This window comes from Bradyrhizobium sp. Leo170 (genome assembly GCF_004296405.1).
Classification (GTDB): domain Bacteria; phylum Pseudomonadota; class Alphaproteobacteria; order Rhizobiales; family Xanthobacteraceae; genus Bradyrhizobium.
In genome coordinates this window covers 1-21,888 of sequence record NZ_PSRR01000084.1, presented here as the reverse complement: position 1 = coordinate 21,888, position 21,888 = coordinate 1, and the positions used below count along the sequence as shown (strand labels likewise).

Below are 21,888 nucleotides of genomic sequence, written 5' to 3'. Positions count from 1 at the left end.
CAAATCGGCGTGATAGGATGGCGCGCGTCACGATTTGAACGGTTCGAGAGCCCGGAAGAATGTCCGTCACCCCCAGTAAAGCCATGGTCCTCGCTGCCGGTCTCGGCCTGCGCATGCGGCCCTTGACCGACCATATGCCGAAGCCGCTGGTGAGCGTGGCGGGCCAGCCGTTGCTCGATCACGTCCTGGACAAGCTTGCCGCTGCCGGCGTGAGCGAGGCCGTGGTCAATGTGCACTATCTGCCGGACCAGATCATCGAGCACGTCAAGACGCGGAAGCAGCCGCGTGTGATCATCTCGGACGAGCGTGACAAGGTGCTGGGCACCGGTGGCGCGGTCGTAAAGGCGTTGCCGCTGCTCGGGCCTGAGCCGTTCTTTCACGTCAACGCCGACACGATGTGGATCGACGGCGTGCGGCCAAACCTGGCGCGGCTCGCGGAGACCTTCGACCCCACGAAGATGGATATCCTGCTCTTGATGGCGCCGACCGCGAACAGCATCGGCTATGGCGGTCGCGGCGACTATTCCATGCTGCCGGACGGCGCGCTGCGCAAGCGGCGGGAGCAGCAGGTGGTGCCGTTCGTCTATGCCGGCGCCGCGATCATGTCGCCGTCGATCTTTGCGGACGCCCCCACGGGCGAGTTCTCGCTGACCAAGCTGTTCGACCGTGCCAACGAGCAGGAACGACTGTTCGGGCTCAGGCTCGACGGTGTCTGGATGCATGTCGGAACCCCCGACGCCGTGCAAGCCGCGGAAGAAGCATTTTTGGAAAGCGTGGCTTAATCCTCTATTCGTCGTCCCGGCGGAGGCCGGGACCCATCACCACCGGTGTTGGTCGTGGACGGGATAGTGGCCTCGGCCTGCGCAATACCACATTTGTGGTTATGGGTCCCGGCCTTCGCCGGGACGACGCGGAACGAGATGCTCTATATTGGCGCCTGACCCCGAATCAGGCCGCTCATGCGCGTTTTCAGCGTTCCCCTCTCCGTTCCGTTCCTGCGTACCGTCATCGCCGCGCTGGTGGACGGTCGCCTGGTCACGGGATTCGACGCGCGCGATAATCCCGAAAAGCTGGCTGACGCGACGCTTTATCTGCCGACGCGGCGTGCGGGCCGGCTTGCGCGAGAGATCTTCCTCGACGTCCTGGATACGGATGCCGCTGTGCTGCCGCGCATCATTGCGCTTGGCGACATCGACGAAGATGAACTCGCTTTCGCGGAAGAGGCGGAACAATTCAGCGGCGCAGCGCCGCTGGAGATTCCGCCCAAGCTTGGCGAACTCGAGCGGCGGCTGACATTGGCGAGACTGGTGGCAGCCTGGGCCAAGAGCCCGGTCACCGCGCCGCAGGTGGTCGGCGGCCCCGCATCGACGCTGCAGCTTGCCGGCGATCTCGCGCGCCTGATGGACGACATGGTGATGCGCGGCGTCGAGTGGAGCGCGCTCGATAAGCTGGTCCCCGATCAGCTCGACCAATATTGGCAACATTCGCTGGATTTCCTGCGGATCGCGCGCCAGGCCTGGCCAGCCCATCTCGCCGAGGTCGGCCGCATCGAGCCGGCGGCGCGGCGCGACCTCTTGATCGCGGCCGAAACCGCGCGACTGACTGCGCAATCTAATGGCCCCGTGATCGCGGCGGGCTCAACCGGTTCGATGCCGACGACGGCCAAGTTTCTCCACGCGGTAGCCAAGCTGCCGCACGGCGCGGTCGTGCTGCCCGGACTCGATACCGATCTTGATGAGGAGTCCTGGGACACGATCGGCGGCATGCGCGACGCCAAGGGCAAATTCACCACGCCGCCGGCGTCGAATCATCCGCAATTCGCCATGCACGCGCTGCTCGACCGTTTCGGCATCAAGCGTGACGAGGTCGAGGTTCTGGGCGAGCCGGCGCCACACGGGCGCGAAATGCTGATGTCGGAAACGATGCGGCCATCCACCGCCACGGCGCAATGGCATGATCGGCTCGAACAGCCCGAAATCGCCGAGAAGATTTCCGCCGGCATGAACAGCATTGCCGTGGTGGAGGCGCCGAACCCGGAGATGGAAGCGCTCGCCATTGCGATTGCGATGCGCGAGGCGCGGCATCTCAACAAATCAGCCGCACTGGTGACGCCAGACCGTGCTTTGGCGCGGCGGGTGATGGCGGCGCTGACGCGCTGGAATCTCGAATTCGACGATTCCGGCGGTGAAGCGCTGATGGACACGCCATCGGGCATTTTCGCCCGCCTCACCGCGGAAGCCGCGACCAAGGGGCTGGAGCCGCCGACACTGCTCGCGCTCTTGAAACATCCGCTGTTTCGGCTCGATGCCGCGCCCGGCGCACACCGGCGCGCAACCGAAGTATTGGAGCTGGCGCTCTTGCGGGGAACGCGGCCGCAAGCAGGCAGCGAAGGCCTTGCCCGCGACTTCGAACGTTTCCGCAGCGAACTCGGCAAGCTCCACCGCGGCGAGACTTCATCGCTGCATCCTCTGGAGCGGCGGACCCGGCTCCGCGACGTCGAGCTCGACCAGGCGCAGTCGCTGATATCGAAGCTGAGGGCCGCGCTTGCACCGCTCGAAAGTCTCAGCGCGTCCAAGCCTTACGATTTCGCCGAGCTGGCGCTGCGTCATCGCGAGGCTCTCACCGCATTGTCCTGTGATCAGCACGGCATCGCCGTCGCCTTCGAGGAGCAAGCAGGCTCCGTGCTCGCATCCGCATTCGATGATCTCGTCGGCGCAAGAAAGCTGAGCGGGGTGATGGTCCCGCTCGGCGACTACCCTGACGTATTCCAGACCGCGTTCGCCGACCGCATGGTGCGCCGCCCGGAATCGCCGCGCGCGCAACTGCACATCTTCGGTCAGCTCGAAGCGCGACTGACAGAGACCGATCGCGTGATTCTCGGCGGGCTGGTCGAAGGCGTCTGGCCGCCGGCGCCGCGGATTGATCCCTGGCTCAGCCGGCCGATGCGGCACGAGCTCGGCCTCGACCTGCCGGAACGGCGTATCGGCCTTTCCGCGCATGACTTCGCGCAACTGCTCGGCACTGATGATGTGATCCTCAGCCACTCGGCCAAGGTCGGTGGCGCGCCGGCGGTGGCCTCGCGCTTCCTGCACCGGTGTGAGGCGGTCGCAGGCGAGGCGCGCTGGAAGAGCGCGAAAGCACTAGGCGAGAAATACGTCCATTACGCCGCCGAGCTCGACCGGCCGGACAAGGTCGAGCCGATCGCGCAGCCCGCGCCAAAGCCGCCGCTCGCGACAAGGCCTCTGAAGATGTCGGTGACCGCGATCGAGGACTGGCTGCGCGATCCCTACACGATCTACGCAAGATATATCCTCAGGCTCGACCCGCTCGATCCCGTCGACATGCCGCTGTCGGCGGCCGATCGCGGCTCGGCAATCCACGCAGCGCTCGGCGAATTCACGCAAGTCTTCGCCGCAGAGCTGCCGGACGATCCGCTTCGGGCGCTGCGCGAGATCGGCGGCAAGCATTTTGCGCCGCTGATGGAGCGGCCGGAAGCGCGGGCGCTGTGGTGGCCGCGCTTCCAGCGCATCGCAACGTGGTTTGCCGAATGGGAGACTGCGCGGCGCGGCGGTATCGCGGCCATCACCGCCGAGATCCGTGGCGAGATCGGCATCCCCCTCGATCATGCGCGCACCTTCACGCTTTCGGCGCGCGCCGACCGGATCGAGCGTGACCGCGACGGTTCGTTCGCGATCCTCGACTACAAGACCGGACAGCCGCCGACGGGAAAACAGGTGCGCATGGGACTGTCGCCGCAGCTCACGCTGGAAGCTGCGATCCTGCGCGAGGGCGGCTTCGAGGGAATTCCGGCGGGCGCATCCGTCGGCGAGCTCACCTATGTCAGGCTGAGCGGCAACAACCCGCCGGGTGAGCAGCGGACGCTGGAATTGAAGATCAGGCCGGGCGATACGCCGCAATCGCCCGACGATGCCGCCGACCACGCTCGGCGGGAATTGGAAAAACTGATCCGCCAGTTCGAGGACGAGAACCAGGCCTACACCTCGCTGAATCTCTCGATGTGGGCCAATCGCTACGGCACCTATGACGACCTCGCCCGCATCAAGGAATGGTCCGCGGCCGGCGGCCTGGGATTGGAGGAATGGTGAAAGCGCCCCGCCCCATTCCCGACGCCGTACGCGCCACGCAGGCGCGCGCGTCCGATCCCAAGGCGTCCGCCTTCGTGTCCGCCAATGCCGGTTCGGGCAAGACCCATGTGCTGGTGCAGCGCGTGATCCGGCTGCTACTTGAGGGCACACCGCCCGAGAAGATCCTCTGCATCACTTTCACCAAGGCGCCGCGGCCAACATGGCCGAGCGGGTGTTTTCCACGCTCGGCCATTGGGTCACCCTCGACGATACCGCGCTGGACACCGCGATCCGCGAAGCCGGCATCGCTTATCCCAATGCGAAGCTCCGGAGAGAAGCGCGAAAGCTGTTCGCCTGCGCGCTGGAGACGCCGGGCGGGCTGAAGGTGCAGACCATCCACGCGCTGTGCACCCGCCTGCTGCAGCAGTTCCCGTTCGAGGCCAATGTGCCGGCGCGGTTTGCCGTGCTCGACGAGCGCGACCAGAACGAGATGATGGAGCGCGCCAATCTCGCCGTGCTGCTGGAAGCCTCGCGCAATCCCGACAGCGCGACCGGGCGCGCGTTGATGGTGGCGATGGCGAACGCGGCCGACGTCACCTTCAAGGACGTGGTGCGCGAGGCCTGCCTCAGCCGCGACCATTTCATGGCCTGGACCGATGCCGCAGGCAGCGCGGAAGCAGCCGCTGGCCAGATGTCCGCAGCGCTTGGCGTCGCCGCGAATGATTCGATCGAAGATGTCGAGCGCGAGATCCTGGACGGCCCCTATCTGCCACGCGCGCGCTGGGAAGACATTGCGCTCGTCCTCGATACCGGCAACAAGTCCGACCAGGATCAGGCGGCGCGCTTGCGCGAGGCGCTTATCTTCACCGGCAGCGCGCAGGTCGACGCCTATCTCGGCGTCTTCCTGACCGACGCCGACCGCACGCCGCGCAAGTCGGTGGTGACGAAGAAATTCTTCGACAACAATCCCGCCATCGGGCGGCTGTTCGAAGCGGAAAGCCAGCGCATCCATCCCCTGATCGAACGCCGCCGCGCCGTGACGATCCGCGACCGCACCGAGGCGCTGCTGCACATCGCGACCGCGGCGGCTGCGAACTACCGGCGCGAAAAGCTCGAGCGCGGCCTGCTCGATTACGACGACCTCATCGACAAGACGCTGGAGATGCTCGACCGCGTCTCCTCAGGCTGGGTGCACTACAAGCTCGACCGCGGCGTCGATCACGTCCTGATCGACGAGGCGCAGGATACCAGCCCGAAGCAATGGGACATCGTCGCGCACATCATCTCCGAGTTCACCTCCGGCGCCGGCGCGCGCGACGGGGCGGTGCGCACGGTGTTCGCAGTCGGCGACGAGAAGCAATCGATTTTCTCGTTCCAGGGCGCGGCTCCGCATGAATTCGATTTGCGCCGGCGCGAGCTGAAGAAGAAGTTCGAGGATGCGGGGCTGAAATTCGATCCGGTCTCCTTCACCTATTCGTTCCGTTCCGGGCCGACGATCCTGCAATCGGTCGACCATGTCTTCCGCGAGCAGGAGATCTACCGCAGCATCCATGCGGTCGAGAACGGTTATCCGCTCCACAATGCGCTGGCCGATGCCGGCCCCAGCATGATCGAGCTTTGGGAGCTCGCGCAAGCCGACGACAGGCAAGACATCGAAGGCTGGCGCGCGCCGTTCGACGGCGTCTCCATCACCAGCCCGGAAGTGAAGCTGGCGAAGCGCATCCAGGCCGAGATCAGGCGGCTGGTGGAAAGCGGCACCATGACCGGCAGCCGCGGCAACCGCCGACCGCTCACCTACGGCGATGTCCTGGTGCTGGTGCGCAGGCGCGGCAACGCGTTCGACGCGGTGATCCAGGCGCTGAAGCACGCCAATATCCCGGTCGCCGGCGCCGACCGGCTGAAGCTGACCGAACATATCGCGATCATCGACCTGATGAACCTTGCGGACGCGCTGCTGCTGCCGCAGGACGACCTGGCGCTGGCGGTGGCGCTGAAGAGCCCGCTGTTCGGCCTCGATGATGACGATCTGTTCAAGCTGGCCTGGGAGCGCAAGGGATCGCTGCGCCAGGCGCTGGCGCAGCATGCGGCGACCGACGAGCGCCTCACGGCCGCGCTGAAACGGCTCGAGCGATGCGAGCGGCGTTTGGCCGATTCGACCCCGTTCGCCTTCTATGCCTGGCTGCTTGGCGGCGACGGCGGGCGGGCGCGCATCCTGGGGCGGCTCGGCCATGAGGCCAACGACGCGCTCGACGAATTCCTCGAGCTGGCGCTCGCGCATGAGCGCAAGGCACCCAGCTCGCTGCAGGGCTTTGTGGCCTGGCTCCGCGCGGCCGACACCGAGGTGAAGCGCGACATGGAGATTTCGCGCGACGAGGTGCGCGTGATGACCGTGCATGGCGCCAAGGGGCTGGAAGCCTCCGTCGTGTTCCTGGTGGACACCACGACCTCGCCCGCGGACACGCAGCGCCTGCGGCTGATTCATCTGCCGCAGGGCAACAGCGCGCCGAACGCGCCCGGCGTCGTGGTCTGGGCCGGCCGCAAGGCCGAAGATGCAGGTCCCGTCGCCAAGGCGCGCGAGGCGATGCTGGAGGAGACGGAGGACGAATATCGCCGCCTGCTCTATGTCGCGATGACCCGCGCCGCCGATCGATTGATCGTCGGCGGCTGCATGCCCGGCAACATGAAGAAGGTGCGGACTTCCTCCTGGTATGACCTGATCGACAAGGGCCTCGCCAATTCCGGCCTCGACTTGCAGGAGATCGAGACCCCGGCGGGCCTAGTGAAGCGTTATTTCCGGCCCGAGGATACCGATCCTGCGACCGGCGTCGCGGTGTCGGGGGCGCCGCAGCCGATCGAGCTGCCGTCCTGGCTGCAGCGGCCGGCGCCGACTGAACTCGCCGCCGACAGCCGGCTGCGACCGTCCGACCCCAGCGACGACAGCCGCCGCGTCCGCAGCGGCGAGCAGCTCTTACAGCGCGCCCGCGCGATCCAGCGCGGCACGCTGGTGCACCGGCTGTTGCAGTCGCTGCCGGATATCGCACCCGAGCGCCGGCCCGGCGCGGCGCTCTCCTATCTCGAGCGCAACGCCGAGGATTGGACCGTCGAGGAGCGTGGGGCGCTGGCCGAAAGCGTGCTGGCCCTGATCGCCGATCCCCGTTTCGCAGCCGTGTTTGCCGCCGGGAGCCGGGCGGAAGTGTCCATCGTCGGCCGGCTGGATCAGCCCGGGCAATTGCCGGCGCTGGTATCCGGCCAGATCGACCGGCTGGTGGTGACGCCGGACGAAATCCTGATCGTCGACTTCAAGACCAACCACGCCCCGCCGAAAACTGCGGCCGAGGCGCCGCGGGCCTACGTCCGGCAGCTCGCGCTCTACCGGGCGGTGCTGCGCAAGCTTTATCCCGGACGCCCCGTCCGTGCCGCCCTGCTCTGGACCGAAAGTACTGAATTGATGGAGGTTTCCGCCTCCGCGCTGGACAGGGAGCTGGCATCCCATCATGCTGACGTGAGCGAGCTTGACCCGGCAGGGGTGCGTTCATAGGTTTGACGTATGATCCCGGGCGCGACTCAGTCGCGCCCTTTTCTTCCAACCGAACGAGGTACCCCATGGCCGTTGGCAAGGTTTCTGACGCCAATTTCGAAGCCGAAGTGCTCAACGCGACCGGGCCTGTCGTGGTCGATTTCTGGGCCGAATGGTGTGGCCCCTGCCGAATGATCGCGCCCGCGCTGGACGAGATCGCCGGTTCGATGGGCGACAAGGTCAAGATCGTGAAGCTCAACGTCGACGAGAGCCCGAAGACGGCTTCCAAATATGGCGTGATGTCGATCCCGACCCTGATGATCTTCAAGGGCGGCGAGATGGCCTCGCGCCAGGTCGGCGCGGCGCCGAAGGCGAAGCTGCAGCAGTGGATTTCCGCTGCGGTCTGATCCGGTAATTTCCTTGGAATAATTTTCGACAGCGGCCGGCGGATAGCCGGCCGTTTTGCTTTATTCGCACGAACGCCGTAGCCCGGAGCGAAGCACAATCCGGGGTTCTCTCCACGTGGACAGACTTTCCCGGGTTGCGCTGCGCTTCACCCGGGCTACGGGAGCTGGAGCCTTCACACCGGCGGCGTGCCGTTCACATCCAGCACATGGCCGGCGAGATAGAGTGAGCCCGTGATCAGGATGCGCGGCGACACCTCGTAGGCGAGGCTCGATAGCGCCTGCAGCGCGGCCTCCACGCTGGACGCGATCTCGACGCGCATGCCGAACGCGCGTGCCGCATCCGCCAGCCGATCGGGTGGCATGGCGCCCGGGCGGCCGGGAATCTCGACCGCGATGATGTGCCGCGTCAGGCCGGCGAAATTGGCCAGGAAGCCGGATGCATCCTTGTTCGCCATCATGCCGGCGATCACGACCAGCGGACGCGACACGCGCTCCTCGAGATCGCCGACCGCAGTGGCCGCCACGCGCCCGCCTTCGGCATTGTGTCCGCCATCGAGCCAGATCTCCGAGCCCGCCGGCGCCAGATTGACCAGCTCACCCGACGCCAGCCGCTGCATCCGCGCCGGCCATTCGGCATTGACGATGCCGGCTTCGAACGCCGCGATCCCGATCTTGAACGCGTCGACAGCACGCAGCGTCGCGATCGCAAGCCCGGCATTGTCGAACTGGTGACGACCGAACAGTCTTGGCGCCGCCAGATCCATCAGGCCGCGGTCATCCTGATAGACCAGCCGGCCGCGCTCGACCCCGACATGCCATTGCTGTCCGGCCGCATGCAGCGGCGCCCGCCGGCGCGCCGCCTGTGCCTCGACGACCGACATCGCATCAGCCGCCTGCTCGGCACAGACCACCGGCACGCCGCGTTTGATGATCGCGGCCTTCTCACCTGCGACCGCGGTCAGCGTGTCGCCGAGGAATTCGGTGTGATCCATGCTGATCGGCGCGATGACGGAGGCGAGCGGCGTCTCGACCACATTGGTCGAATCCAGCCTGCCGCCGAGACCGACCTCGAGCAGTGTGACGTCGGCCGCATGCGTGGCGAACAGGCAGAACGCCGCCGCAGTCTCGATCTCGAAGATCGTGATCGGCTGGCCGTCATTGACGCGTTCGCAATGCTCGAGCACCGAGCGCAATTCGTCGTCGTCGACCAGCACGCCGCCACCGACGCGGCCAAGGCGATAGCATTCGTTCAGTCGCACCAGATAGGGCGATGTGAAGACATGGACGCGCAAGCCGGCCGCTTCCAGGATCGCACGCAAATAGGCGATCGTGGAGCCCTTGCCGTTGGTGCCGGCAACATGGATCACCGGCGGCAGCTTGCGCTCGGGATGATCAAGCCGTGTGAGCAGCCCGTGCATGCGATCGAGGCTGAGGTCGATCGTCTTCGGATGCAACGCCGACAGGCGCGCAACCAACTCGCCGAGCGGCGGCGATGGTTGGGCGGCAGGTACGCTCACGCGTGCGGCGCTGCCGGCACGGTTTCCGGTGCCGAGACGATCTGGGTGGGTGCCGTGACCTCCGGCGCAGGCTTCGAGGGCACCTGCAGCGGCGGCGATTTGGTGAGCAGGCGGCACAGCCGCGCCAGCGTCGCGCGCATGTCGTGGCGATGCACGACCATGTCGACCATGCCGTGGTCGCGCAGATATTCGGCGCGCTGGAATCCTTCCGGCAGTTTCTCGCGGATGGTCTGCTCGATCACGCGCGCGCCGGCGAAGCCGATCAGCGCGCCGGGCTCGGCGATTTGCACGTCGCCCAGCATCGCATAGGAGGCGGTGACGCCGCCGGTGGTCGGATTGGTGAGTACAACGATATAGGGCTGCTTGGCCTCGCGCAGCATCTGCACGCCCACGGTCGTGCGCGGCATCTGCATCAGCGACAGGATGCCTTCCTGCATCCGCGCGCCGCCCGAGGCTGCGAACACGATGAAGGGTGACTTCTTTTCGACCGCAAGCTCGAGCCCGCGCACCATCGCTTCACCGGCGGCCATGCCGAGCGAGCCGCCCATGAAATCGAAATCCTGCACCGCGATGACGGCGCCCATGCCTTCGAGCTTGCCGTAGCCGACCTTGATCGCGTCGTTCAGCGCGGTCTTGGCTCGCGCATCCTTGATGCGATCGACATATTTGCGCTCGTCGCGGAACTTGAGTGGGTCAGGCGTCACGTCGGGCAGCGCCACGTCGAACCAGGTCTCGTTGTCGAAGATTGACTTCAGCCGCGCCACCGCGCCCATGCGCATGTGGTAGTTCGAGCCGGGAATGACGAACTGGTTGGCCTCGACGTCCTTGTAGAACACGAGCTGCCCAGAATCCGGGCACTTTATCCAAAGATTCTCCGGCGTCTCGCGCCGCAGGATGCTGCGGATCTTCGGCCGGACGACATTGGTGAGCCAGTTCATGCTTCGCTCCGAAATGCGGTCAGTTCCGCATTAGGTCAATATATGGCGGGCCGGGTAACGCCCGGCAAGCCGCGCTGCGACGACGATTGCAGCCTATTCGGCCGCTTGTTTGGCGCCCCACACGCCCTGCGCCAATGCGGCGGCAAGATCGGCCACGGCGGTCACGGTCCTGGCGGTAGCCCGCCCCTCCGCATCCAGGCTGCCGCGCAGGGCATCGACCAGCGCGGTGCCGACCACCGCACCATTGGCGCTTCGGGCGATCGCCCGCGCCGCTTCCGGGGTGCGGATGCCGAAACCGACGCAGACCGGCAGCCTGGTATGCCGCTTGATCCGCGCCACCGCTTCGCCGACCGCCTTGGTGTCCGCCGCCGCTGCGCCGGTGATGCCGGTAATCGAGACATAGTAGACGAAACCCGAGGTGTTCGCGAGCACCGCCGGCAGGCGCTTGTCGTCGGTGGTCGGCGTCGCCAGGCGGATGAAATTGAGCCCGGCCTTCATCGCCGGCAGGCACAGCTCGGTGTCCTCCTCCGGCGGCAGGTCGACGATGATCAGGCCATCGACGCCGGCGCTCTTGGCGTCGGCGAGGAACTTGTCGACGCCGTAGATGTAGATCGGATTGTAATAGCCCATCAGCACCAGCGGCGTGGCGTCATCGTCCTTGCGGAAGCCGCGCACCATTTCGAGCGTCTTCTTCAGCGTCATGCCGCCCTTGAGCGCGCGCAAGCCGGCCGCCTGGATCGACGGACCATCCGCCATCGGATCGGTGAAGGGCATGCCGATTTCGATGACATCAGCGCCGGCCTTCGGCAGCGCCTTGAGGATGTCGAGCGATGTCGCTGGGTCCGGATCGCCGGCCATCACGAAAGTGACAAAGGCGGAGCGGCCCTGCTTCGCAAGCTCGGCAAAACGTGCATCGATACGGGTGGTCACTTGTTTCGGCCCTTCAAGATGTCGCCGACCTGCGGCACGTCCTTGTCGCCGCGGCCGGAGAGGTTGACCACCATCAGGTGATCCCTGGGTCGCTTCGGTGCGAGTTCCGTCACCTTGGCGATGGCATGCGCTGGCTCCAGCGCCGGGATGATGCCTTCGAGCCGCGACAGCAATTGGAATGCTTCCAGCGCCTCTTCGTCGGTCGCCGAGAGATAGTTGACGCGGCCGGTCTCGTGCAGCCAGGCGTGCTCGGGGCCGATGCCGGGATAGTCCAAACCGGCCGAGATCGAATGCGCTTCCTGGATCTGGCCGTCTTCGTCCATCAAGAGATAGGTGCGGTTGCCGTGCAGCACGCCGGGCCGGCCACCCGCGATCGACGCCGCATGCAATTGCGTCAGGCCGTGGCCGGCGGCTTCGACGCCAAAGATCTCGATCGAGGGATCGTCGAGGAACGGATGGAACAACCCCATCGCATTGGAGCCGCCACCGATGCAGGCGACGAGCGAATCCGGCAGGCGGCCCTCGACCTCCTGCAATTGCTGGCGCGTCTCGATGCCGATGATCGACTGGAAGTCGCGCACCATCATCGGATAGGGATGCGGGCCGGCCACCGTGCCGATGCAGTAGAACGTGTTGTGCACATTGGTGACCCAGTCGCGCAGCGCATCGTTCATCGCATCCTTCAGCGTGCGCGCGCCCGACTGTACCGGGACCACCTTGGCGCCCAGCATCTCCATGCGGATCACGTTGGGCTGCTGCCGCGCGACATCGACCGCGCCCATGTAGACCACGCATTCGAGCCCGAACCGCGCGCACAGCGTCGCGGTGGCAACGCCGTGCTGGCCGGCTCCGGTCTCGGCGATGATCCGCTTCTTGCCCATGCGGCGCGCCAGCATGATCTGGCCGAGCACATTGTTGACCTTATGCGAGCCGGTGTGGTTCAGCTCCTCGCGCTTGAAGTAGATCTTTGCGCCGCCGAGATGCTCGGTCAGCCGCTCGGCGAAATAGAGCGGCGACGGCCGGCCGACATAGTGCTTCAGATGGCCGTCCATCTCCTTCTGGAAGGCCGGATCGGCCTTGGCCTCGGCATAGGCCTTTTCGAGGTCGAGGATCAGCGGCATCAGCGTTTCCGCGACGAAGCGTCCGCCGAAAATGCCGAAATGCCCGCGCTCGTCGGGACCGCTGCGGAAAGAGTTGGGCAGTGCTGGGCTCATCGAACTATCTTTGTATCGGTTAGTGGCGCCGTTCCTGCTCGCTCGCCCCGCCCTTGCGGGGGGAGGGTCGGGGTGAGGGGCTCTCTCCACAAATTCGGTGACCGCGGTGGCTCCCCCTCACCCGGATCGCTGACGCGATCCGACCTCTCCCCGTGAACGGGGAGAGGTGAAGGAAGGTCTGTGGCGCGCGCGGCGCGGATGAAGGCACGGATCAATTTGGGATCCTTGATGCCGGGCGACCGTTCGACGCCGGACGAAATATCGACGCCGCCGGCACGGGTGACACGGACGGCCTCAGTGACATTGTCGGCGTTCAGCCCGCCTGAGACCATGAAGGGCAGCTCAAGCTGGAGCTTTTCGAGCACGTGCCAATCGAACACTGCACCGAGGCCGCCTGGCCGCGTCGCGCCTTTCGGGGCGCGGGCGTCGAACAGGATGCGGTCGGCGACCGCGGCATAGCCCGCAAGCGGTGCGAGATCGGCTGCTGTCTCGACCGCAAGTACCTTCATCACTTGCAGGCCGAACCTCTGCTTGATGTCGCGCACGCGCGCCACCGTCTCCTTGCCGTGCAGTTGCAGGATGTCAGGCTGCAGCGTCTCGACGATGTTTTCGAGCGTGGCGTCATCCGCATCGACGGTGAGCGCCACCTTTACGGCGCGGCCCTTCGCCTGCCGGCCAAGCTCCCGCGCGGCCTCAAGCGCAAGATGCCGCGGCGAGGGCGGAAAGAACACAAAGCCCACCATGTCGGCACCGGCCTCGAGCGCGACGTCGAGCGTCTCGCGCGTGGACAGGCCGCAGATTTTGACGAGCAGGGACATGGTCTCTCAGGAGTGCTGCAACGGCCGAAACTGGCAGCTCCGGCACGGACGGGGCGGGTTCTACAACGTCGCGCCCTGCTTGTCTCGCCCGACGACCCCCGATGAACCGCCATTTGATGGGGCTGTGAGGCGACGCCGTTCGGCTTGCGCAGCGGCCAAGGTCGCCCGCAGATCGGCCAGTTCCACCCGGGCCTGCCGGGCGTCAGCCTCATGCTGCCGCGCCGCGCGCCGCCAGCGATGCTGCCGGAACCAGGTCGCCATGCCGCCCGCGATCACGCCCAGGATCGCCACGATAATGAGCACCAGGAATAACGGCAGCGTTATCGCCACCGTCGGAGTGGTCGAATTGAACGGATCGAATGAAACCGTCACCAGGTGACGGTTCGCAACGGCGAAGATGATGAAGAACAGGCCAAGCAGGATGACGAGCAGCGTCGTGAAGAACTTTCGCATCACCATCCCTCGCAGCGGCCGACAATCGCGTGCCGATCTATAGCAACCGGAGACGCGGATGCGCCAGCGATCTCCGCGAGATCAGGCGCTCGATTCCGGCGAGCTACCGCCGCTGCCATCGGTGTCGCGGTTCAGGCGCTCGCGCATTTCCTTGCCGGTCTTGAAGAACGGAACGCTCTTCTGATCGACCGGCACATGCGCACCGGTTCGCGGATTGCGGCCGGCCCGCGCCGGACGATGCTTCACCGAGAACGCACCGAACCCACGCAGCTCAACCCGATCGCCGCGCGCCAGCGCAGCCACGATCTCATCGAGAATCGCATTGACGATGTTCTCGACATCCCGCTGGTAGAGATGCGGGTTGTGCTCGGCGATACGCTGAACAAGTTCGGATTTGATCATCGAGAATGTGGCCCGGGACCTTGCGGATATCCATTTCCGTGAAAATGCCTTGAACTGTCAAGACGCTAAATCACTTTTGGCGCCAAGGAAGAGCCGTGACAAATGGCCCGAACCCGGCTTTTCGCGATTCCCGCAATACGGGAGTGCGGCCAAAGACCGATTGTGCGCATCTCAATTGCTCCCCGAAGGCTGCCAAAGCGCCAGCATGCCATCCATGCCGAGCCGATCGACAGCCTGGGCGAGGCCGGTCTGCTCGATGCGGCGCGCTATTGCGCTCAAACCAAATGCATCGAGCGTGGCCGAAGCCGCCGTGCGTAGGAATGTCAGATCGCCGAAGCGCGGATTGAGCTTGTAGTCGCGCACCGGCAGTTCGCTCTTGATCTTCTTCTCCTGGACCAGCCAGGCGACCGCGGCCCTCTCATCGCCGAGCTGATCGATGAGCTTCAATTCCACCGCCTGCCGGCCGGTGAAGACACGACCGTCCGCGACCTTTTCAAGCAGGGCATCATCCATGCCGCGTCGCTCCTTCACGAGGCCGCGGAACCAGGCATAGGAATCCTTCACCAGCGCATCGATCGCGGCGCGTGCTTCCGGGCTGGTCGGCTCGAAGCCGTTGGGCGCGGCTTTCAGCGGCGAGGACTTTATCTCCTCGACCTTCACGCCCACGGTTTTCAGGAGCTCGCTGACATTCGGAAACTGGAACAACACGCCGATCGAGCCGACCAGCGAGCTCTGCTGCGCGACGATGTGGTCCGCGGCAATCGCGGTGATGTAACCGCCGGACGCCGCCAATCCCTCGACCACCACGACCAACGGCTTCTTCGCCTTCAGCCGCGTCAGCGCGTCGTAAAGCTGCTCGGAACCGGCGGTGGTGCCGCCCGGCGAATTGATATGGACGATGACGGCCGCGGCTTGCGACTTCTCCAGCCGCTCCAGCGCCTCGACACGATCCTGGTCGCTGCGGATCAGGCCCTCGATATTGATGCGCGCGATCGATCCCGCTGTCGTCAGCGAGCCGCGCCCACCCGCTACGATCACGCCGACGCCGACAAGGGCCGCGATCGCAACCACCGCTGCCGCGACGCGCCAGAAGGTCAGCTTGCGGCGAATCCGGCGACGATCGACGATCACGTCTGAATCAAGCGACATCGAAAATCTCCAAAAGAGCTCAGCGCGTTCTTGCAATCACAGGATGACGGAGAGGTTATCAAAATACATCAATTGCGGTGCAATATGAAGAAAGCAAGGCTGGCATAGAGTTACAAGCGTAGCACGGATGGAATACGCCGAGATACGCAGCCGTAGCCCGGCGTGTTCCATCCGGGCTACGGATAGGCCCCAAACAAAAAAGCCCCGGCCGAAGCCGGGGTTGATGATGTGACGAAGAAAGCAAGTGCTCACTTCTCGTTGGCACGATTCTTGAGCGCGGTGCCGAGAATGTCACCGAGCGTCGCGCCCGAATCCGAGGAGCCATACTGTGCGATGGCTTCCTTCTCTTCGGCCACTTCCAGCGCCTTGATCGAGACCTGCACCTTGCGGGCCTTCTTGTCGAACTGGATCACCCGCGCATCGACCTTCTCGCCGACGGCGAAACGTTCGGCGCGCTGATCGTTGCGGTCGCGGGCGAGTTCCGAGCGCTTGATGAAGGTGGTGAAGTCGGTGCCGGAGATCTTCACTTCGACGCCGCTCTCCTTCACTTCGAGCACTTCGCAGGTCACGACCGCGCCCTTCTTGACGTCGCCCGGCTCGGCGAAGGGATCGCCCTCGAGCTGCTTGACGCCGAGCGAGATGCGCTCCTTCTCGACATCGACGTCGAGCACGACGGCCTTCACCAGGTCGCCCTTCTTGAAGTTGTCGATCACCTGCTCGCCCGGAAGCTTCCAGTCGAGATCGGACAGGTGCACCATGCCGTCGACGTCGCCTTCGAGACCCAGGAACAGGCCGAACTCGGTCTTGTTCTTGACCTCGCCTTCGACCACCGAACCGACCGGATGCTTCTCGACGAAGACTTCCCAGGGGTTGCGCATGGTCTGCTTGAGGCCGAGCGAGATGCGGCGCTTGACCGAATCGACTTCCAGCACCTGCACCTCGACTTCCTGCGAGGTGGAGACGATCTTGCCGGGATGCATGTTCTTCTTGGTCCACGACATCTCGGAGACGTGGATCAGGCCTTCGATGCCCGGCTCGAGCTCGACGAACGCGCCGTAATCGGTGATGTTGGTGACGCGGCCGGTGAAGCGGGCGCCAAGCGGATACTTCGCCTCGATGCCCTGCCACGGATCGTCCAGGAGCTGCTTCATGCCGAGCGAGATGCGGTGCGTCTCGTGGTTGATCTTGATGATCTTGACCTTCACCGTCTGGCCGATGGAGAGCACCTCGGTCGGGTGATTGACGCGGCGCCATGCAATATCGGTGACGTGCAACAGGCCGTCGATGCCGCCGAGGTCCACGAACGCACCGTAGTCGGTGATGTTCTTGACCACGCCGTCGATCACCTGACCCTCTTCGAGGTTCTGCACCAGCTCCTGGCGCTGCTCGGCGCGGGTTTCTTCGAGCACGGTGCGGCGGGACACCACGATGTTGCCGCGGCGACGGTCCATCTTGAGGATCTGGAACGGCTGCGAGTTGTTCATCAGCGGCGCGACGTCGCGGATCGGACGGATATCGACCTGCGAGCGCGGCAGGAAGGCCACGGCACCGTCGAGATCGACGGTGAAGCCGCCCTTGACCTGGTTGAAGATGACGCCGGTGACCTTCTCGTTGTTCTGGAACGCCTTCTCGAGCTTGCCCCAGCTCTCCTCACGCCGCGCCTTGTCGCGCGACAGCACCGCTTCGCCCAGCGCATTCTCGATGCGGTCGAGGAACACCTCGACCTCGTCGCCAACCTTGAGATCGCTTTCGCGGCCGGGGCCGGCGAATTCGCGCAGCGCCACGCGGCCTTCGGTCTTCAGGCCGACATCGATGACGGCCATGTCCTTTTCAATGGCAACCACCTTGCCCTTGACGACCGAGCTCTCCTGCAGATTGCCGCCGGCAAAGGATTCATCGAGCATCGCGGCGAAATCGTCGCGGGTAGGACTATAGGAAGCAGCAGTATTCGAAGCCATATGTTCTCCAGATGCGGGTGTCTTGCCGGCCGTTCGGGTTAAGGGCGCACCGCGCATGTGGTGTCAGGTCCGCAAATCCTGACGACCGCTCCTTGCGCGAGGGCGCAAAAGCGGGCCGGCAGCAAGCCACATGTTCGATACGTTGATGGCGCGCATTCCGCAAAAGTGGAAAACCGGTTTTGCGAAAGAATGCACGTGACGCAGATGTCCGAGCCCGGAAACGAAAGATCGACGTCAAGAACCGATGGAGCGGGCGCTCCTCCAATATCGGCCGGGGCTCATACCCCGCTGCCGGCCCGCTCGGGCGGCCCCGACATAGTCGATGGCGGCACGGACGCTGCTGATATAATATCCACCGCTATTTTCGGCAAGCCAGAAATGCCCGATTTGCGGGGCTCTAAGGCTGACACAAGCCTTAACAATGCCGGACTGCATTTGAACAATTGTTGACCGTGTTGCGCGAAAGGCATCTGGCAGGGCTTGTGGTGGAACCCGGGCTTAAGTGGGCCCGCGCATAGTGGGGCCCACCCAAGAGACAGGGGGAACGACCATGAAAAGCCTGATCGCCCTGGCCGTCGTTGCCGCGTTCGCACTCGGCCATGCCATCGCCGCAATGCCTGGCGCGGCAGCGTCGATGCGGACCTTTTCGGCTGCACAGTCTTTCTCCGGCCTGGCTGACCAGGAATCCTCGACGCGTTAGGTAGCGTTTTCGAGCGAAGTGGGTACCGGTTCGCGTGAAGAAAACGCGTCAAACAACAATCTAGGCCAGCCCGCGCGCCGCGCGCACCGCCTCGACGATGTCGATCGCGGCGCGCACGCCGGCCTCGATATCGAGATTGGAATTGTCCAGCGTATGCGCATCGGGCGCCGGCTTTAGTGGGGCCACCGCGCGATTCTTGTCACGCTCATCGCGCTTGAGAATATCGGCCAGCACCGCTGCCTCATCGGCGTCCTCGCCGCGCGCGCGGGCCTCCAGCGTCCGCCGCCGGGCCCGCACACGCGGATCGGCGACGACAAAGATCTTCACATCGGCATTCGGGCAGATCACGGTCCCGATATCGCGGCCGTCAAGGACCACGCCAGGCGGATCGGCGGCGAACTGGCGCTGGAAATTGACCAGCGCCTCGCGCACCTTGGGTATTGCAGATACCACGGAAGCGGCATCGCCGATCCGTTGCGTCTTCAGCTCGGGATGGCCGAATTTCTCAGGGTCGAGCTCCATCGCCGCCTTGATCGCGCGCGCTTCATCGGTGAGGTCGGCGCCGGCATCGAGCAACGCCTTCGCCACCGCGCGATAGATCACCCCGGTGTCGAGATGGCGGTAGCCATAATGCGCAGCGAGCCGTTTTCCCAGCGTGCCCTTGCCGGATGCGGCCGGCCCGTCGATGGCGATGATCATGGTGCCCTATTGAGTCGTGGAGTGAGGACCGCGGGCGCGCCGCAACGGTCGCTCCTCGGTGAAGATATTGCGCGAGGCAAACTCGCCCGGGCTGCTGAAGGTGAGAAATTCGCGCATCGCGTCCGAGGCGTCCGCCGAGGTGAACCAGGGTGTCTTCAACCGGCGCGCCGGATCACAGACCCAGCCGGGAACCCGCCCAAGCCTGCGTTGCTTGGCGAGATATTCGGCAATCGCACCGACAAGTGCGTCGAGCCTAGCGTCACCGGTTAATTTCGGCTCGCGCTCGATGGACGCATAGCGAAGCTCATCGGTGGAAGCCAGGTCGAAAGTGTCGACAAATTCCGCAAGGACGACGTCCTGGGGAGCGCCGGCCTGGATGCTCTCGACGGCATCAGCGAGGGTATTTGGGGGCATCGGCCACTCCCTCACGGCTTATGTTCTTTAGCAGAAAGCGCTGCTTTTCGGCTGAAGCGGCGCTCATGGGAAAATATCGACCCAACAGCCGATTGCATCGTCGACCGTGGAAATGCCGACGACGTGCATCAGATTGAGGATATCGAGGCGCTCGGTTTCTCCACGAACTGGATCCAGGACACGGAACGCTTTCAGCTTCAGCGCCAGGAGATACTCCGCCGAGGGCACCGAAACGACAAGACCAGCCGACGTGGCGTCACGCGGAAATGTTCCGAATTCCAGATGATCGGCCGCCCGATCGGCGAGCGAACTCAGGTGAAATGAAACGCCGTCATTGAGCCAGTCTTCCCGCCAATGATTTTCTTGAGCTATCTCGTGCACGACCGACGCCAGCCAATCGGGCAATGGATGCTCAAGCTTCGATACATCGACGTCTTCCGTTGCGAATCGGAAATTGCTCGCAAGCATGAGCGCGGAACCTCCATAGACCGCGATCTGGAGCTTCGTTCCCGCCTGCGCCGCAGCTCGACCGATTCGGTCGAAGGCCTCGAGCAGCGCATCTCGGTCGAACGCCGTACCCATAGCGTCAGCCTCATGAAAACTCTGCGCCGAGCGAGCGCATCATCGGAATGAAATCCGGGAAACTGGTGGCGATGAAGGCGGTGTCGTCGATCGTCACCGGCCGGTCGGCGGCGAGCCCCATCACCAGGGCCGACATCGCGATGCGATGATCCATGTGGGTGGCGACCACGCCGCCGCCGGGCACATGGCCCTTGCCCTCGACGATCAAATCGTCGCCTGAAATCTCGACCTTGACGCCGTTGACACGCAGCATGTCGGCGGTGGCTTCGAGGCGGTCGGATTCCTTGACGCGCAGTTCCTGCAGGCCGCGCATGACGGTGGTGCCCTCGGCGTAAGCGGCCGCCACCGCCAGCACCAGATATTCGTCGATCATCGTCGGCGCGCGTTCCGGCGGCACCTCGACCCCGCGCAATTTGGAAGCACGCACGCGCAGGCGCGCCATCGGCTCGCCGCCGTCCATGCGCAACTCGTCCTCCTCGATCGAGGCGCCCATCTCGCGCAGCGTCGTGAACAGCCCGGTGCGCAGCGGATTGGTCATGACGTCAGGCAGCACGATATCGGAGCCGCCAACGACCAGCGCCGCCACGACCGGGAACGACGCCGAGGAGGGATCGGCGGGCACGACGACCTCAGCGCCGTGCAGTTCGCCCTGGCCGGTCAGCGCGATCCGGCGGCCGTGGCTGCCTTCCTTGCGTGAGGTGAGCGCGGCACCAAAGTGCTTCAGCATCAGCTCGGTGTGATCGCGGCTGGCTTCCTGCTCAATCACTGTGGTGACACCCGGCGCCGCCAGTCCCGCCAGCAGCACCGCGGACTTGATCTGGGCCGAAGCGACGGGGGTCTTGTAGACGATCGGCAACGGGTTGCGGGCGCCATGCAGCGTCAGCGGCAGGCGGCCGCCTTCCCTCATCTCGCCCGCCCTGGCGCCCATCAGTTCCAAGGGATCGAGGATCCGCCGCATCGGCCGCGAGCGCAGCGAGGCATCGCCGTCAAAGGTCGCCCTGATCGGACAGCCGGCAACCGCTCCCATCACCAGCCGGCAGCCGGTGCCGGAATTGCCAAAATCGAGCGGCCCGGCGGGCTCCGCGAAGCCCCCGACGCCAACGCCCCGGACCGACCAGGCAAACGGGCCGGTACGCTCGACCTCGGCCCCCAGCGCCCGCATCGATTTGGCGGTATTGAGCACATCTTCGCCCTCGAGCAGCCCGGAAATCCGGCTTTGGCCGACCGCCAGCGCACCCAGGATCAGGGCCCGGTGGGAGATCGACTTGTCGCCGGGGACGCGGGCCTTGCCGCTCAGGGGACCGCTCGCGCGGGCCTCCAGGGGGGTCTTGGAGGGGGTCTTTTCGGGGTTCTGATGGTCGGAATGGGCCAAGATCACGTCCTCTCGCGGCGCGGCAGGTAACATATCGAACCCCCGGCGTCACCCGGGAGTAAATGCGCGCAAACCGCTATTGACAGCGGCCCCTCAACTAGCCAAGTGAAGCACCGCTTTTCAGAAAATTCCTGGGATCACCACGTGGCCAAGTCCGACCTCGGAACCAAACGCATTTGCCCGACCACGGGCAAGAAGTTCTATGATCTGAACAAGAACCCGGTTATCTCGCCTTACACCGGCGAAGTCGTGCCGATCGCCCCCGTGGCGCCGCCGCGCGCTACCCGAGGCGCCAGCGCCGCTGCGGCCACCGCCGCTGCCGATACGCCGGAGCCCGCGGAGGCCGAAGAATTGGTCTCGCTCGAGGAGGCCGATGCCGAGGAGAACACCGGCAAGGTCAAGGCGGTCGTTCCCGAATCCGAGGACGATATCGAGATCGACGAGACCCTCGAAGACGATGATGACGATGATTCCACCTTCATCGCCGACGAAGAAGAGGGCGATGAGGACGTCACCGACATCATTGGCGACGTCGGAGGCGATGAAGAGACTTGAGATCGATCCAGAACTGTGTTCTGGGTCTTTCCCCGCGAGTCGGATGCGGCTCGCGATCCCTTAAGGGGCCATAGCTCAGCTGGGAGAGCGCTTGCATGGCATGCAAGAGGTCGGCGGTTCGATCCCGCCTGGCTCCACCACGCTTCGCCCTTCGGGCTACGCGTGGCGCAGCCGCGCG

17 protein-coding genes, 1 tRNA gene and 2 pseudogenes are annotated in these 21,888 nt (G+C 65.0%); 7 read left to right on the top strand and 13 right to left on the bottom strand.

Annotation, left to right across the window (positions count from 1 at the left end; genetic code table 11):
* Positions 1-59 precede the first annotated feature (59 nt).
* The 4 genes and pseudogenes from CWO89_RS16590 (at position 60) to trxA (ending at position 8,009) form a co-directional block, all read left to right on the top strand.
* Complete coding sequence (locus tag CWO89_RS16590; RefSeq protein ID WP_130579856.1) at positions 60-782, top strand: nucleotidyltransferase family protein; 723 nt, start codon at positions 60-62, stop codon at positions 780-782.
* Positions 783-959: 177 nt separating this feature from the next.
* Positions 960-4,106, top strand: coding sequence for a double-strand break repair protein AddB (gene addB, locus CWO89_RS16585; RefSeq protein WP_130579855.1), 3,147 nt, complete (start codon positions 960-962; stop codon positions 4,104-4,106).
* Positions 4,100-7,623: pseudogene (gene addA, locus CWO89_RS16580) on the top strand (double-strand break repair helicase AddA). The gene addB and the pseudogene addA overlap by 7 nt, the downstream one beginning before the upstream one ends.
* 65 nt (positions 7,624-7,688) lie before the next feature.
* Complete coding sequence (gene trxA / locus CWO89_RS16575; RefSeq protein WP_027580982.1) at positions 7,689-8,009, top strand: thioredoxin; 321 nt, start codon at positions 7,689-7,691, stop codon at positions 8,007-8,009.
* Positions 8,010-8,182: 173 nt separating this feature from the next.
* Here trxA and CWO89_RS16570 read toward each other — a convergent pair whose 3' ends face one another.
* The 9 genes and pseudogenes from CWO89_RS16570 to rpsA form a co-directional block, all read right to left on the bottom strand.
* Complete coding sequence (locus tag CWO89_RS16570) at positions 8,183-9,526, bottom strand: bifunctional folylpolyglutamate synthase/dihydrofolate synthase (protein WP_130579854.1); 1,344 nt, start codon at positions 9,524-9,526, stop codon at positions 8,183-8,185.
* On the bottom strand, positions 9,523-10,464 hold the full coding sequence (accD, locus tag CWO89_RS16565; protein WP_130579853.1) for an acetyl-CoA carboxylase, carboxyltransferase subunit beta: 942 nt from the start codon (positions 10,462-10,464) through the stop codon (positions 9,523-9,525). Before accD ends, CWO89_RS16570 begins: the two co-directional genes overlap by 4 nt.
* A gap of 93 nt (positions 10,465-10,557) precedes the next feature.
* Positions 10,558-11,394 carry a tryptophan synthase subunit alpha gene (trpA, locus tag CWO89_RS16560; RefSeq protein WP_130579852.1) on the bottom strand — a complete coding sequence of 279 codons (837 nt, stop codon included), beginning with the start codon at positions 11,392-11,394 and terminating at the stop codon, positions 10,558-10,560.
* Positions 11,391-12,608, bottom strand: a complete 1,218-nt coding sequence (gene trpB, locus CWO89_RS16555) for a tryptophan synthase subunit beta (RefSeq protein WP_130579851.1) — start codon at positions 12,606-12,608, stop codon at positions 11,391-11,393. The genes trpA and trpB overlap by 4 nt, the downstream gene beginning before the upstream one ends.
* 179 nt (positions 12,609-12,787) lie before the next feature.
* Positions 12,788-13,426: pseudogene (locus tag CWO89_RS16550) on the bottom strand (phosphoribosylanthranilate isomerase); the annotation flags it as partial.
* A gap of 60 nt (positions 13,427-13,486) precedes the next feature.
* A complete protein-coding gene (locus CWO89_RS16545) occupies positions 13,487-13,879 on the bottom strand; it encodes a LapA family protein (RefSeq protein ID WP_130579849.1) in 393 nt (130 codons plus the stop codon).
* 81 nt (positions 13,880-13,960) lie between these two features.
* A complete protein-coding gene (locus CWO89_RS16540; protein WP_282528752.1) occupies positions 13,961-14,311 on the bottom strand; it encodes an integration host factor subunit beta in 351 nt (116 codons plus the stop codon).
* Positions 14,312-14,452: 141 nt separating this feature from the next.
* The gene (sppA, locus tag CWO89_RS16535; protein ID WP_130579847.1) at positions 14,453-15,430 is read right to left on the bottom strand and encodes a signal peptide peptidase SppA; all 978 of its coding nucleotides are present in this window, start codon (positions 15,428-15,430) and stop codon (positions 14,453-14,455) included.
* Positions 15,431-15,678: 248 nt separating this feature from the next.
* Complete coding sequence (gene rpsA / locus CWO89_RS16530) at positions 15,679-17,388, bottom strand: 30S ribosomal protein S1 (protein WP_028167309.1); 1,710 nt, start codon at positions 17,386-17,388, stop codon at positions 15,679-15,681.
* Between the two features lie 550 nt (positions 17,389-17,938).
* On the opposite strand from rpsA, the gene CWO89_RS45890 reads away from it, so the two are divergent.
* Positions 17,939-18,088, top strand: a complete 150-nt coding sequence (locus CWO89_RS45890; protein WP_160168987.1) for a hypothetical protein — start codon at positions 17,939-17,941, stop codon at positions 18,086-18,088.
* A gap of 60 nt (positions 18,089-18,148) precedes the next feature.
* Here CWO89_RS45890 and cmk read toward each other — a convergent pair whose 3' ends face one another.
* The 4 genes from cmk to aroA form a co-directional block, all read right to left on the bottom strand.
* The gene (gene cmk / locus CWO89_RS16525; RefSeq protein WP_130579846.1) at positions 18,149-18,787 is read right to left on the bottom strand and encodes a (d)CMP kinase; all 639 of its coding nucleotides are present in this window, start codon (positions 18,785-18,787) and stop codon (positions 18,149-18,151) included.
* Between the two features lie 6 nt (positions 18,788-18,793).
* On the bottom strand, positions 18,794-19,201 hold the full coding sequence (locus CWO89_RS16520; RefSeq protein ID WP_130579845.1) for a hypothetical protein: 408 nt from the start codon (positions 19,199-19,201) through the stop codon (positions 18,794-18,796).
* A 63-nt stretch (positions 19,202-19,264) separates the two neighbouring features.
* Positions 19,265-19,783: a hypothetical protein gene (locus CWO89_RS16515; RefSeq protein ID WP_207234498.1), complete on the bottom strand. Its 519-nt coding sequence runs from the start codon at positions 19,781-19,783 to the stop codon at positions 19,265-19,267.
* 10 nt (positions 19,784-19,793) lie between these two features.
* Positions 19,794-21,188: a 3-phosphoshikimate 1-carboxyvinyltransferase gene (gene aroA / locus CWO89_RS16510; protein ID WP_130579844.1), complete on the bottom strand. Its 1,395-nt coding sequence runs from the start codon at positions 21,186-21,188 to the stop codon at positions 19,794-19,796.
* A gap of 111 nt (positions 21,189-21,299) precedes the next feature.
* Between aroA and CWO89_RS16505 the strand changes: the two genes are divergently transcribed.
* Positions 21,300-21,710, top strand: coding sequence for a TIGR02300 family protein (locus tag CWO89_RS16505; RefSeq protein WP_130579843.1), 411 nt, complete (start codon positions 21,300-21,302; stop codon positions 21,708-21,710).
* Between the two features lie 64 nt (positions 21,711-21,774).
* Positions 21,775-21,850: transfer RNA gene (locus CWO89_RS16500), tRNA-Ala, on the top strand.
* Positions 21,851-21,888 lie beyond the last annotated feature (38 nt).